Annotated in this window: 13 protein-coding genes; 7 read left to right on the top strand and 6 right to left on the bottom strand. The window is 68.3% G+C overall.

Annotation, left to right across the window (positions count from 1 at the left end; genetic code table 11):
- Nucleotides 1–67: 67 nt before the first annotated feature.
- Nucleotides 68–1,864: an aspartate--tRNA ligase gene (gene aspS / locus FCG67_RS09280; RefSeq protein ID WP_136909189.1), complete on the bottom strand. Its 1,797-nt coding sequence runs from the start codon at nt 1,862–1,864 to the stop codon at nt 68–70.
- A 152-nt stretch (nt 1,865–2,016) separates the two neighbouring features.
- On the opposite strand from aspS, the gene ypfJ reads away from it, so the two are divergent.
- Nucleotides 2,017–2,964 (top strand): KPN_02809 family neutral zinc metallopeptidase, encoded by a 948-nt coding sequence (gene ypfJ / locus FCG67_RS09275; RefSeq protein WP_136909869.1) that lies wholly within the window; start codon nt 2,017–2,019, stop codon nt 2,962–2,964.
- Nucleotides 2,965–2,993: 29 nt separating this feature from the next.
- On the opposite strand, the gene FCG67_RS09270 is transcribed toward ypfJ, so the two are convergent.
- From FCG67_RS09270 to FCG67_RS09260, 3 genes are all read right to left on the bottom strand, one after another.
- Entirely contained in the window at nt 2,994–4,127 is a 1,134-nt protein-coding gene (locus tag FCG67_RS09270; RefSeq protein ID WP_136909187.1) for an AI-2E family transporter, read from the bottom strand.
- An 83-nt stretch (nt 4,128–4,210) separates the two neighbouring features.
- Nucleotides 4,211–5,149: a serine hydrolase gene (locus tag FCG67_RS09265; RefSeq protein ID WP_136909185.1), complete on the bottom strand. Its 939-nt coding sequence runs from the start codon at nt 5,147–5,149 to the stop codon at nt 4,211–4,213.
- A 58-nt stretch (nt 5,150–5,207) separates the two neighbouring features.
- Nucleotides 5,208–6,236: an Rv2578c family radical SAM protein gene (locus FCG67_RS09260; RefSeq protein ID WP_136909183.1), complete on the bottom strand. Its 1,029-nt coding sequence runs from the start codon at nt 6,234–6,236 to the stop codon at nt 5,208–5,210.
- 87 nt (nt 6,237–6,323) lie between these two features.
- On the opposite strand from FCG67_RS09260, the gene FCG67_RS09255 reads away from it, so the two are divergent.
- From FCG67_RS09255 to FCG67_RS09230, 6 genes are all read left to right on the top strand, one after another.
- Nucleotides 6,324–7,238 carry a DUF5995 family protein gene (locus FCG67_RS09255; protein ID WP_136909181.1) on the top strand — a complete coding sequence of 305 codons (915 nt, stop codon included), beginning with the start codon at nt 6,324–6,326 and terminating at the stop codon, nt 7,236–7,238.
- Nucleotides 7,239–7,250: 12 nt separating this feature from the next.
- Nucleotides 7,251–8,891 carry an FAD-dependent monooxygenase gene (locus tag FCG67_RS09250; RefSeq protein WP_136909179.1) on the top strand — a complete coding sequence of 547 codons (1,641 nt, stop codon included), beginning with the start codon at nt 7,251–7,253 and terminating at the stop codon, nt 8,889–8,891.
- A gap of 53 nt (nt 8,892–8,944) precedes the next feature.
- Nucleotides 8,945–9,628 carry a hypothetical protein gene (locus FCG67_RS09245; protein ID WP_136909177.1) on the top strand — a complete coding sequence of 228 codons (684 nt, stop codon included), beginning with the start codon at nt 8,945–8,947 and terminating at the stop codon, nt 9,626–9,628.
- 52 nt (nt 9,629–9,680) lie between these two features.
- A complete protein-coding gene (locus tag FCG67_RS09240) occupies nt 9,681–11,219 on the top strand; it encodes an arylsulfatase (protein WP_136909175.1) in 1,539 nt (512 codons plus the stop codon).
- A gap of 5 nt (nt 11,220–11,224) precedes the next feature.
- Nucleotides 11,225–12,166, top strand: a complete 942-nt coding sequence (locus FCG67_RS09235; protein ID WP_136909174.1) for an HAD family hydrolase — start codon at nt 11,225–11,227, stop codon at nt 12,164–12,166.
- Between the two features lie 81 nt (nt 12,167–12,247).
- Nucleotides 12,248–13,123, top strand: coding sequence for a formylglycine-generating enzyme family protein (locus tag FCG67_RS09230; protein WP_246045005.1), 876 nt, complete (start codon nt 12,248–12,250; stop codon nt 13,121–13,123).
- On the opposite strand, the gene FCG67_RS09225 is transcribed toward FCG67_RS09230, so the two are convergent.
- Complete coding sequence (locus FCG67_RS09225) at nt 13,118–13,465, bottom strand: YidH family protein (RefSeq protein WP_136909169.1); 348 nt, start codon at nt 13,463–13,465, stop codon at nt 13,118–13,120. The two genes, FCG67_RS09230 and FCG67_RS09225, sit on opposite strands and share 6 nt — an antisense overlap.
- Nucleotides 13,466–13,467: 2 nt before the next feature.
- Nucleotides 13,468–13,734, bottom strand: a complete 267-nt coding sequence (locus FCG67_RS09220) for a DUF1876 domain-containing protein (protein ID WP_136909867.1) — start codon at nt 13,732–13,734, stop codon at nt 13,468–13,470.
- Between the last annotated feature and the right edge of the window lie 25 nt (nt 13,735–13,759).

Genomic DNA, 13,759 nt, shown 5'->3' with positions numbered 1-13,759 from the left:
CGCCATGACGGCTCCAGCGGTCCGAGGGCGATCGCCCCCGAACCGCTGGAGTCCTTGCCGTGTCCGGTCAGGAGGCCGGCGTTTCCGTCTCCGACGCGCCCTTGGGCTCCGGCTTGGCGTCGATGCCCGACTCCTTGCGCTGCAGCGGGGTGATCGGCGCGGGCGCGTCGGTGAGGGGGTCGACTCCGCCGCCCGACTTCGGGAAGGCGATGACCTCGCGGATCGAGTCCATCCCGGCGAGCAGCGCGGTGATGCGATCCCAGCCGAACGCGATGCCGCCGTGCGGGGGCGCACCGTAGGAGAAGGCGTCGATGAGGAAGCCGAACTTGTCCTCCGCCTCCTCGTGGTCGATCCCCATCACCTTGAAGACGCGTTCCTGAATGTCCTTGCGGTGGATACGAATACTGCCGCCACCGATCTCGTTGCCGTTGCAGACGATGTCGTACGCGTAGGCCAGCGCCTTACCGGGATCGGTGTCGAAGGTGTCCATCGACTCGGGCTTGGGCGAGGTGAAGGCGTGGTGCACGGCGGTCCACGCGCTGTAGCCGAGTGCGACGTCACCGCTCGCGGTGGCGTCGGCGGTCGGCTCGAACATCGGCGCGTCGACGACCCACAGGAAGGCCCACGCGTTCGGATCGATGAGGTCCTGCTTGCGCGCGATCTCACCGCGAGCGGCGCCCAGCAGGGCGCGCATCTGCTTCGTCGGGCCCGCCGCGAAGAAGATGCAGTCACCCGGCTTGGCACCGACATGCGCGGCGAGGCCCTCGCGCTCGGCGTCGGTCAGGTTCTTGGCGACCGGACCGGTCAGTTCCCCGTCCTCACCGATGAGTACGTACGCCAGTCCCTTGGCGCCGCGCTGCTTCGCCCACTCCTGCCAGCCGTCGAGCTGACGCCTCGGCTGACTGGCGCCTCCCGGCATCACGACGGCGCCCACGTACTCGGCCTGGAAGACCCGGAAGGTGGTGTCCTTGAAGAACTCCATGCACTCGACGAGCTCGAGCCCGAAACGCAGGTCCGGCTTGTCGGAGCCGAATCGGCGCATCGCCTCCGCGTAGGTCATCCGCTGGATCGGGGTGGTGATCTGGTGGCCGATCAGCTTCCACACGTTGGTGAGGATTTCTTCGGCGAGGTGGATGACGTCGTCCTGCTCGACGAAGCTCATCTCGATGTCGAGCTGGGTGAACTCCGGCTGCCGGTCGGCACGGAAATCCTCGTCCCGGTAGCAGCGCGCGATCTGGTAGTAGCGCTCGATGCCGCCGACCATCAGCAGCTGCTTGAACAGCTGCGGGCTCTGCGGCAGCGCGTAGAAGCTGCCGGGCTGCAGGCGCGCGGGCACCAGGAAGTCGCGGGCACCCTCGGGGGTGGACCGGGTCAGGGTGGGGGTCTCGACCTCGACGAACTCGTGGTGCGCCAGCACCTCGCGGGCCGCCGCGTTCACCTTGGAGCGCAGCCGGATCGCCTGGCCCGGACCCTCGCGACGCAGGTCGAGATAGCGGTGCTTGAGACGCGCCTCCTCGCCGACCTGGTCGTCGAGCTGGAACGGCAGCGGGGCACTCTCGTTGAGCACCTCGAGGACGGATGCGTTGACCTCGATCGCGCCGGTCGGGATCTCGAAGTTCTGGTTGCCCTCCGGCCGGACCTCGACGCTGCCGGTGATCTTGACGCAGTACTCGGCGCGCAGGCGATGGGCCTGCTCGGCGACCTCGCCCTCACGGAAGACCACCTGGGAGACCCCGGAGGCGTCGCGCAGATCGATGAAGATCACTCCGCCGTGATCGCGACGCCTGGCAACCCATCCGGTGAGGGTGACGGTTTGAGCGGCGTGCTCGGCTCGCAGCGAGCCGGCGAGGTGGGTGCGCAGCACGGGGTTCCTTCCACAGTTATCCAGCGACTTCTCAGTTGGTGCGATCCTACGGAGAGACACTCAGAAGACATAACCGCGCAGTCGGAACTTTGCACGCGATCGCGTGTAAAGCTGTATCCGCAGTTCCTCGACTTCGAACGAAAGCGATGACGATGACCTTCAACGAGGGTGCGCGGATGGACTCGGGCCGCGTGACGGTCGGCGGCAGCCACCGCGGCGGAGGCGGTCGGGGCGGCAAGGCCGCGCTCGGTGGCGGCCTCGGCGGACTGGTGGTGCTCGTCTTGGCCCTGTTGCTCGGCGGCAACCCGGGCTCGCTGCTCGGCGGACTGACCGGCGCCTCCGACTCCGCGCAGCTGGGTACCGGCTCGATCACGGAGCTGGAGAACTGTCAGACCGGAGCGGACGCCAACCGCGACGTGAACTGCCGGGTCGCATTCACCACCGCGAGCCTCGACTCGGTGTGGGGTGAGGAACTGCAGAAGCAGACCGGTGTCCGCTACGTCCAGCCCGGCGTCATGCTCTTCTCCGGCGCGGTGAACACCGGCTGCGGCAATGCCACCAGCGACGTGGGCCCGTTCTACTGCCCGGCCGACTCCACGGCATACTTCGACACCAGCTTCTTCCAGCTCCTGGTGGACCAGTTCGGTTCGAGCGCAGGCCCGCTCGCGCAGGAGTATGTGGTCGCGCACGAGATCGGTCACCACATCCAGAATCAGCTCGGCGACATCGGCCGGGCGCAGGCGGACCCGAAGGGCGCCGAGTCCGGAGCCGTGCGGACGGAGCTGCAGGCCGACTGCTACGCGGGCGTCTGGGCGCACTACGCGGACACCAAGCCGGCCCCCGGTGGCGGTGCACCGTTCCTCAAGACGCTGAGCGAGAACGACATCCGGGACGCCCTGTCCGCCGCCTCCTCGGTGGGCGACGACCGGATCCAGCAGGCATCCAGCGGCCGGGTGAACCCGGAGGGCTGGACGCACGGCTCCTCGTCGCAACGGCAGAAGTGGTTCGCCACCGGCTACAAGACCGGCCAGGTCAGCGCCTGCAACACCTACGCGGCCCGCGACCTGGACAGCCCCGCCGGGCTGAACGCCCAGCGCTGACCCCTGACAGGTCCGAGGTGCCCACCCCGCTACTCCGCGACGGGCACCTCGGGCTCGGTCCGTAGATCGTGGACCAGTTCATAACGGCGACCATAGGTATCGACCAGCGACTGGATCACCGCGACGACCGGTACGGACACCAGAGCCCCGATCGCCCCGAACAGCGATGCCCCGACGATCACCGAGCCGAAGGCAACGGCCGGGTGGATCGACACGGTCTTGGACGTGATGCGCGGGTGTAGCAGGTAGTTCTCGACCTGCTGGTATGCCGTCCCGAAGACCACCACCCACACCCCGTCCATCGGCTGCGCCGCGGCGGCGATGATCGCGGGCAGCGCGATCGCCAGGTAGGTGCCGAGGGTGGGGATGAACTGCGAGACCACTCCGGTCCATATCGCCAGCGGCAGCCAGTACGGCACCCCGATCGCCATCAGGAAGATGCCGGTGGCGACGGTGCTCACAGCCGCCAGGATCAATCGGGACACCACGTAGCCGCCGGCCTTGTCGACCGAGATCTCCCACACGGTGGAGATGACCTGCTGCTGCCGCGCCGGGAACCAGCTCGAGATCGTCCGGCGCAGCGCCGGGCCCTGCGCCGACATGTAGAAGACGAACAACAGCAGTGTCATGGCCTGGAACACGACCCCGAGCAGGGACGACACGACTCCGAGCACCCCAGGCGTGAAGCGTTGCGCCAGTTCGCGAATGGTGTCCGGGGTGAGTTTGAGCAGGTCGTCGCCGGTCGAGAAGTTGGTGTCGAAGGTCCGGTTCGACCACTCGGTCAGCCGCGAGAGGGCCCCCGGCAGCGCGGTGAGCAGCTGGGCCAGTTGCTCGGCGAGCAGCGCACCGAATACCGCGAGGAACCCGATCGCGAACAGCAGCAGGGAGACGAGTACCAGTCCCGTGCCCGCCCCGCGACGCCATCCACGACGTTCGAACCAGTCGACAACCGGTTCGATGGTGACGCTGAAGAGCCATGCCAGGAACAGCATGCCGAGGAAACCGCGCAGATTGTGCAGCAGCCAGCCGAATACCTGGTAGCCCGCGACGGCGAGGAGGACGTAGAGGATCGCGGTCCGCAGCCATCGGCGATAGCTGGCTGTGCCCGCATCGGCCACGGGTTCGGGCGCCTGCCGTGCGTTCGGTTCGCTGTCGTCGGTCATCGCACACTCCGTGGTCGGATGGTCGTGCCGCTACAGCGGAAATGTACTCGCCGACCGCTCCGGCGCGGGCACCAAACCGGCCGTCATGGCGTGCTGACGCAGGCGGTGGCCTCGGTGATGTCCTCGGCCATCGCGGCCTCGACGATCGCGGTGGCCCTGGCACTCGCGTCGGCGTTGACGATGTCGTCGGCGACGGACGGCGACCCGGAGTCGAGGGCCGCGAGCTCGACAAGGACATACCGGTGGTCGCGTCCCCCGAACCCCGTCGAATGCCGGATCGTCCTGTCCCCCGTCGTCATCCAGCCCTGTTTGATCCCGGGTCCACCCCACCGCTCCAGCGTCGCCCGGACCCCGAAGTCCTGGTCGAATCCGTCGGCGGCCACGGGCGCGGCCGCCTGGAGCCCGGCGATCATGATCTGCCGCGCGGACTCGGTGAGGCCGCCGCGCCCGGAGAGCAGGCCGTCGTAGTACCGGGCGATATCGGCGGCCGTGACGCTGGTGTCCCACCAGGCACCGTCCGCCGAGGTCGCGGAGAGCGCGTACCGATCGGCTACGCGTTCGACGACGGCCGAGCCGCCGCCGAGCGTCCACAGCAGCTCGGCCGCGCCGTCATCGGAGGTGGCCAGCATGGATACGACCCCCGCCAGCATCTCGCCGTCGATCGCCGCCGGAGTTGCCGCGCTGCGATGGAGGTAGTCGTCGGCGATGAACAGCTTCGCCAGGGACGCCGCCGGGAATCTCACGGCCGTGTCGCCCGCGCCGAGGTAGGCGTCGGTCTCTCGGTCCAGGTAGGCGATACCGACGACGTCACCGTCCGCCGCCGCCTCCTCGACCGCGGTCGCGAGCGCATCGGGGAGCGGGTCGCACAGGCCGTCGCCCTCGGATCGCGACGACTGGAAAGCCGGCGCGGCCGACCACCCGGGCGCTGCTGTCTCACCGGAGGACAGGCCCGCGCAGATCGCTACCGCGAGCGCGCCGCCCATCGCCCCGCGAACCCATCCCGAGCGAGCGCACCCGGACATATGCCGACCTTTGAAGCAGGAGTATTTCCCTGCTTCAACTATAGGTTTCGGCGTTGCCTCAGAACAGCGTCAGTGCAGGCGCAGCGCCCGCCCCGACCAGCTCGCGCACGGGTGCCGGCGCGGCCTCCTGCCGATGGCCCGAATCACCACCGAGTCCGTACTTCTCGACCAGCGGCGCGACCCGGCCACGCAGCCACAGCTTGTATTCCGGGGTCACATAGGCGCCGCGACCGTAGAGCTGCCGGTACCGACGGATCAGCGCGGGATGCTCCTCGGCCAGCCAGTTCAGGAACCACCCCCTGGTACTCCCCCGCAGGTGCATCGGAAACACCGTGACCCCGGTCGCGCCCGCGTCTGCGATCGCCCCCAGCAACTCGTCCAGGTGCCGCGTCGAGTCGGTCAGGTACGGGATCACCGGCGCGACCATCACGTTGCAGTCGAATCCGGCGTCGGTGATCGCCCTGATGAGCTCCAGCCGGGCCTTCGGCGACGGCGTGCCCGGTTCGATGGCCTTCTGCAGGTCCGGGTCCCCGATCGCGAGCGAGACCCCGATCCCCACCGGGACCTGCCGCGCCGCAAGCGTGAGCAGGGGCAGGTCCCGGCGCAGGAGGGTGCCCTTGGTGAGGATCGAGAAGGGAGTGCCCGACTCCGCGAGCGCCCCGATGATCCCCGGCATCAGCCGATAGCGCCCCTCCGCCCGCTGGTAGGGATCCGTGTTGGTGCCGAGCGCGACGTGCTCGCGCTTCCACGACCGACGGGCCAACTCGCGCCTCAGCACGGCGGCCACGTTGGTCTTCACCACGACCTGGCTGTCGAAATCCCGGCCCGCGTCCAGGTCGAGGTACTCGTGGGTCGGCCTGGCGAAGCAGTATCGGCACGCGTGGGAGCAGCCGCGAAACGCATTGACGGTGAAGCGAAATGGCAGTGTGGACTCGTCGGGCATCTTGTTCAGCGCGGACTTGCAGAGCACCTCGTGGAAGGTGATGCCCTCGAACTCGGGCGTCTGTACAGTGCGGACGAGCCCGGCACGGGCGAGTCCGGGAAGGGCGCCGTCGTCGGCGTCGAGAGCCTGCCCCTGCCATCGCATATACAGAGTCGAACACGTGTTCTAGGTGCTGTCAAGTGCGCTCGCAGGCAACCGACATCACCGCACCGCGGTCGTTACACTCCGGCGATGAGCCCGCGCCGGACCACCTCCTGCACGTCCGTCTCCCGCCTCGCCACCCTCTCGTCCATCGCGCTCCTCGCCTCGCTCACCCTCACCCAGCCCGCGGCCGCCGATCCCGCGACCGCCTCGGCCTGCGGTTCGCCGCTGTCCTCCGCCGAGGCCGGCACCGTCGCCGCGCTGTCCGACACCACCACGATCACGGCGACCTCGTCGATGGAGCGGCTCGAGGAGGAGGTGGTCCGCCAGCAACGGATCTCCGACATCCTGGTCTCGCACGGCGACCGGCGCGGACTGTTCGGCATCGGACTCGACGCCGTCGTGCGACGGGCCGTGATGCCGCTGCAGCGCGACCCGGCCGCCTTCGTCACCCCCGAGTGGGCCCACGCGATCAGCACCGATCTGCTGCGCCGCTACCTGGACAACGTCCACGCCGAGTTCACCGGCGCCCCAATCGAACCCGCGTGGCAGCGCTACTTCGCACTGAGCAGGGACTGCATCCTGTCCCCCGCTCGGGTCGCCATGATCGGTTACAACGCGCACCTGACGGTCGACCTCGCGCGGGCCGTCGCCGCAACCGGCACCACCGAGCGGAACGTGGCCGACTACTACAAGATCGTCGACTCCATCGCGACCGACGGCGACGCCATCGTCACCAGGACGAAGTCCGTGTACGGCGCCGATCTGGGACCCCTGTGGCGGTTCTACTTCCTCGGCGAGGGTCTCGACCGGATCGCGGGCGAGGGCGTGGCCTCCGAACTGTTGCTGCGCGCCGCCGACAGCGGCTACAACACCCTCACCCTCGCCAACGGTTTCGCCCTGCAGAATCCGCAGACCGCACCCGCCGCGAGCGCAGAAATGGAGGCGCTCTTGGCCACCGCGGACGGCGCGATCGAATTGCTCACCCGGCTCGGCGGGCTCTGACAGAATCCAGGGATGACCTCGGCAGTCGAACCGCAGGTGGCACCGGTGACGACCGATGTGCTGATCGTGGGGGCGGGCCCGGTCGGGTTGACCCTGGCGGTGGAGCTGCGCAGGCGCGGTGTCGACGTCATCGTCGTAGACCGTCTCACCGAGCGAGCGCCCTATGCGAAGGCCGTCGGCATCCAGCCGCGCACCGTCGAGGTATGGGATGCGATGGGAGTGGCCCGGCCCGCGCTCGACGCGGCGACCACGATGCGCGGTCAGCTCGTCTACGTCAACGGCGCGAAGGTCGCCCAGCTCGACCTCACCCTGCCCGCGGAGATCCCGTACGGGTTCCTCGCGCTCCCCCAGTGCGAGACCGAGCGGGTCCTCGCCGAGGCGCTGGATGGTCTGGGCGGCCAGGTCACCAGGGGCACCGAACTCACCGGGTTCGAACAGGATCCGGCCGGAGTCCACGCGACCGTCCGCGACGGGTTCGGGGAGTTCACGGTCGAGTCGCAATACCTGGTCGGCTGCGACGGTGCACACAGCCTGGTCCGCAAGGGGTTGGGAATCTCCTTCGAGGGAGGCGCCTTCGCCGAGGAGTACATGCTCGCGGACGTCGAGGTGGACTGGACGATGCCAGCCGGGTACGGCGTCCGGGCCACGCATCAGACCGACGGCGTCACCGACGACCTGCTGGTCTGCATCCCCCTGCCCGGGCACAAGCGCTACCGGATCTCGATGCTCGTTCCCGACGAACTCGCCACTGCGCCTCCGGGTTCCGGCGAGGTCGCACATGGCCTCGAGGGCGGGCGTCGGCCCGAGCTGCGACACGTGCAGGCCGTGCTGGACCGGCTCTCGCCCCAGCCGACGACCGCGAGCAGTCTGCGGTGGTCCTCCGTCTTCCGGATCAGCCACCGGCTGGCGGGCCGGTACGGCATCGGCCGGGTGTTCCTGGCGGGCGACGCCGCGCACATCCACCCGCCCACCGGCGCGCAGGGCATGAACACCGGCGTCCAGGACGCGTACAACCTCGGCTGGAAGCTGGCGCTGGCCGTCACCGGTTCGGCGGCACCACTGCTGCTCGACAGCTATCACGAGGAGCGACACCCGGTCGGCGAGGAGGTGGTGGGGCGCACCGTCAAGAGCGCAAGGGAGGGCATCGGCGCGGACATGGCCGACCCCGATGAGGCGATCATGCGGGAGGCACAGCTGCTCGTCGGTTACCCCTCGAGCCCGCTGGTCGGCGCCGGGGCCGGAGCGGTCGACGCGGTCCCCCGGCCAGGCGAGCGCGCACCCGATGCCGCGGACCTGCGCCAGGACAGCGTCGTGTTCCCGATCCGCTTGCACGAATTGTTCCGTCATACCGGCCACACTTTGCTGCTGTGGGCCTCCGATGCCAGGGACGCCGAGATGCAGCACGCGCTCGCCGCCGAGGTGACCGACGGCTTCGGCCTCGCGGTGCGCAGCCATGTCATCGTCGCCCGGGATGTCGACCTGCCCACCGTCTCGGGGATCGTCCTGCGCGACGCCGACGGCAGGTTCGCCGCCGGATACAGCGCAGGTGACCGAACCGGGTTCCTCGTCCGCCCGGACGGCTACGTCTGTTACCGCTCGGACGAGATCACCTTCGCCGGTCTCGCCGACAACCTGGCGCGCACCCTGCGCTGATCGTTCGCGCGGACTGCTGGTCCTGCGGCCGGACTTCGGCGAAGATTGATCCCATGGCCGGCACGCTGGGAGAGGCCGAGTTCCGGAAGCTGCGCACGCCGCGCGCCGCGGCGGTCGCCGGGATCGTATTCGGCGTCCTGTTCGCGACCAGCATCGTGCTCTTGCGCACCTCGCTGCCTGCCGCCGCCGGGTCGCCCTGGCTACGCGGCCAAACCCAGATCACCATCGCCCTGGTGCTGGCCCCCTTCGCGGGCATCGCCTTCCTGTGGTTCATCGGCGTCATCCGCGACCGGTTCGGCGTGCTCGAGGACCGCTTCTTCGCGACGGTCTTCCTGGGCAGCGGGCTGCTGCTCCTCGCGATGATGTGCGTATCGATGGCGCTGGCCGGTGGCCTGCTCGCCGTCTCCCGGCAATCGAAGGCTCCGGAAGCCGAGCTGATGTTCTTCGGTCGCGAGGTGATGCTGCACATCAACAACGTCTACGAGGTCCGGCTTGCCGCGGTGTTCATGATCTCGCTGGGAACCATCTGGCTGCGCACCGGTCTGATGCCGCGAGCGCTGGCGATCGTCACCTACGTACTGGCGCTCAGCCTGCTGGTCGTCGTCAGTTTCAGCCTGTGGGTGACGCTGATGTTCCCGGCCTGGGTCGTACTGATCAGTGCGTACATCCTCACCACGGACCGAACTCGACGGCGACTCTCACCCGATGCGGGTGATGTGCACCGCAGGCGACCCTAGCAGCGTCGGAACTGCGATTTTTGCACCCGACCGCACACGCGAGGAGCGAACGATGGCGGACACCAAACCCAACATCCTGGTGATCTGGGGCGACGACATTGGCATCACCAATCTCAGCTGCTACAGCGAAGGGCTGATGGGGTACCGGACACCGAACATCGACCGCCTCGCCGACGAGGGCATGAAGTTCACCGACTCCTACGGCGAGCAGAGTTGCACGGCCGGCCGCGCCTCGTTCATCACCGGTCAGAGCGTGTACCGCACCGGCATGAGCAAGGTGGGCATCCCGGGAGTCGACATCGGGTTGTCGGGCGAGGACCCCACCATCGCCGAGCTGCTCAAGCCGCTCGGATACGCAACCGGGCAGTTCGGGAAGAACCACCTCGGTGACCTCAACAAGTACCTGCCGACCGTGCACGGGTTCGACGAGTTCTTCGGCAATCTCTACCACCTCAATGCCGAAGAGGAGCCCGAGCTCGCCGATTACCCCAGCGCACAGGACTACCCCAAACTCCACGAGGTGATGATGCCGCGCGGTGTCCTGCACTGCTGGGCCACCGAAGAGGACGCGGGCGAGGTCGATCAGCGCTACGGGCCGGTCGGGAAGCAGCGCATCGAGGACACCGGGCCGCTGAGCAAGAAGCGGATGGAGACCATCGACGACGAGACGGTCTCCGCGGCAATCGACTTCATCACGAGGCAGAAGGAGTCGGAGACACCGTTCTTCGTGTGGATGAACACCACACACATGCACCTGCGGACCCACACGAAACCGGAGAGTCTGGGGCAGGCCGGGCACTGGCAGTCGCCCTACCACGACACCATGGTCGATCACGACAAGCACGTCGGCAGGCTGCTGGACGCGGTCGACGAACTGGGCCTCGCCGAGGACACCATCGTCATCTACAGCACCGACAACGGTCCCCATGCGAACACCTGGCCGGACGGCGCGACCACGCCGTTCCGCAGCGAGAAGGACACCAACTGGGAGGGCGCCTTCCGCATCCCCGAGGTGATCCGCTGGCCGGGCAAGATCCCCGCAGGCGTGGTGTCCAACGAGATCGTGCAGCACCACGACTGGCTGCCGACCTTCCTCGCCGCCGCGGGCGCACCCGAGATCGTCGACCAGCTGAAGGTGGGGCATGCCGTCGGCGACAAAACGTTCAAGGTGCACATCGACGGCTACAACCTGCTCCCGTACCTCACCGGCGAGGTCGAGACGTCCCCGCGCCGTGGGCTGATCTACTTCTCCGACGACTGCGACGTACTGGGCATCCGGTTCGACAACTGGAAGATCGTGTTCATGGAACAACGGGCACAGGGCACCCTCGGGCTGTGGGCGGAGCCGTTCACAGCCCTGCGGGTACCGAAGGTGTTCAATCTGCGCACCGACCCGTTCGAGCGCGCCGACATCACCTCGAACACCTACTGGGACTGGTTCCTCGACCACGATTACATAGCCATCTACGGCACGTTCATCACCAGTCAATTCCTCGAGACCTTCAAGGAGTTCCCGCCGCGGCAGGAGCCGGCCAGCTTCACCATCGATCACGCGGTGGCCAAGCTGCACGCCTTCCTGGCGAAGGACTGACGTCCATGGGTACACACCTGGCGTCCTGGGCGGACGGGGCGACCCGGTCCGCGATCGTCGATTTCGTCGAGCGGGTCACCACCGCGGACGGACCCGACTTCGTCGAACCCGCGGACCGGGTGGCCGTCTTCGACAACGACGGCACGCTCTGGTGCGAGAAGCCGATGCCCATCCAGCTCGACTTCACCGTCCGGCGCTTCGCCGAGATCGCGGCAGGCGATCCCGCCCTCCAGGAGAGGCAACCCTGGAAGGCGGCCCACGAGCACGACCTCCAGTGGCTCGGTGCGGCGATGGTCAAGCACTACAACGGCGACGACGGCGACCTGAAACTGCTGATGGGCGCCGTCACCGAGGCATTCGATTCCGTCACGGTCGAGAACTACGACGCTCGGGTCCGGGCCTTCTTCGCCGGCGCCGACCACCCCACGCTCGGCCGCCCCTACCGGGGCTGCGGGTACGCGCCGATGGTCGAACTCCTGCGCTACCTGGAGGCAAACGGTTTCGCGAACTACATCGCGTCCGGCGGTGATCGGGATTTCATGCGCCCGGTCGCAGGCGAGCTGTACGGGGTGCCGCCGGAACGCATCATCGGCAGCGCCCTCGGCCTCTCGTACCGGGAGGGGGCGGAGGCGACGGACCTGCTCTACAAGGCCGCGATGGACTTCTTCGACGACGGACCGGAGAAGCCGATCCGGATCTGGAGCCGGATCGGACGACGGCCGATCCTGTCGGTCGGCAACTCCAACGGCGACCTGCCGATGCTCGCCTTCTCCGGTCAGCCGGACCGCCCGTCTCTGCGGGCATTGATCCTGCACGACGACGCCGACCGCGAATTCGACTATGTCGCCGGAGCCGAGCAGGCCCTCGATCACGCACGAGAGAAGAACTGGACCGTAGTGAGCATGAAGAACGACTGGACGAACGTCTTCTCGTCGGCCGTCACCTGATCAGGCAGTAGGAAAGGCAAGGCTTCGTTGGAAACCCAGATCGTCTCCGAGGTCCGGCGCATCCCCGCCCAGACCTTCACCATGGGCTCGGATCGGCACTACCAGGAGGAAGGCCCGGCGCATCGCGTCGCGGTCGACGCCTTCGCCATCGAGACCCACCAGGTCACCAACGCGCAGTTCGCGCGCTTCACGCGGGACACCGGCTACGTCACGGTCGCCGAACGCCCGCTCGATCCCGCGGAGTTCCCCGGGGCTCCCGCCGAGAACCTGCAACCGGGCTCGATGGTGTTCACGCCGACGCCGGGTCCCGTCGACCTCCGCCACCTGAGCCAGTGGTGGACCTGGACGGTCGGTGCGTCGTGGCAGCACCCGATGGGCCCCGGGTCGTCCACGGCCGGCCTGGAACAGCATCCCGTCATCCATGTCGCGCACGAGGACGCGGAAGCGTACGCACGGTGGGCGGGCCGGTCGCTGCCCACCGAGGCGCAATGGGAGGCCGCGGCGCGGGGCGGCCTCGACGGCACCGACTTCACCTGGGGCGACGAGCCCGAAGCCGAATCCCGTCCGCTGGCGAACTACTGGCACGGCGACTTCCCGTGGCGCGCCGAGGCGGGATACGGCGCCACCACCGCCGTCGGCAGCTACCCGCCCAACGAGTACGGCCTCTGTGACATGGCGGGCAATGTCTGGGAATGGACCGCGGACTGGTATTCGGACCGGCACCCCGACACGACGGAGTCGTGCTGCGCCCCCCGCAACCCGCGAGGGCCCGGCCGGTCGGAGAGCTTCGACCCCCGCCAGCCCCAGTTCGGGGTTCCCCGCAAGGTGATCAAGGGCGGCTCGTTCCTGTGCGCGGACAGCTACTGCCGACGGTATCGGCCCGCGGCCAGGAGGCCGCAGATGATCGACACCGGGATGAGTCACATCGGGTTCCGCTGCGTCGCGGCCGACTCATAGCAGGACCGCCACGGCGAGCACCGCGAGCACCGTCACGACAGTCGATGTCGCGATTGCGGCAAAGGTCGCCGGCGCGAACTCCCCCGACTCGATCTGCCGGCTGATGGCCCGGTAGCGAAGGGTGCCGTAGGCGGACACCAGCAGTCCGGCGCCGATCAGGATGAACCCGGCGGCGACGGCGTGGCCGCCGCGGTTCGGGGCGAACTTCGCGACCGCGACACCGAGCGCGGCGACGCTGATACCGGTGCGATGCCACGCGAGATAGGTCCGCTCGTTCGCGAGATGGTCGCGTGCGGTGCTGCCGGTGTTCGGCTGGGTGGGGCCGAACAGGTTGCGGCTCATGCCTAGCTGTAGAGATTCGACGGCTGCTTGGTGACCTCCTCGATATCGGCCGCGGTGGCCTCGATCAATTGGTGGGACAGGTCCGCCAGTGCACGCGCTGTCGCCAGTTCGTCGCCGATCGCGGGGACATCGGCGTCCTCCGGGTTGAGCCTCGCCAACCCGACACCGACCATCTCAGGCTTCTCGCTCGCGCTCAGCCGTGCCTTGGCCCGCGTTCGGCCGTCGTGCTCGTCGATGACGACGCCCACCGACCACTGCTTCACGTCCATCATGCTCACACCTCCTCGAGTCACA

Origin of the sequence: Rhodococcus oryzae, assembly GCF_005049235.1 — a bacterium.
In the GTDB taxonomy this organism is placed as follows: Bacteria; Actinomycetota; Actinomycetes; order Mycobacteriales; family Mycobacteriaceae; genus Rhodococcus_G; species Rhodococcus_G oryzae.
The sequence above is the reverse complement of the archived record's forward strand: the minus strand, read 5'-3'. Positions and strand labels throughout refer to the sequence as shown.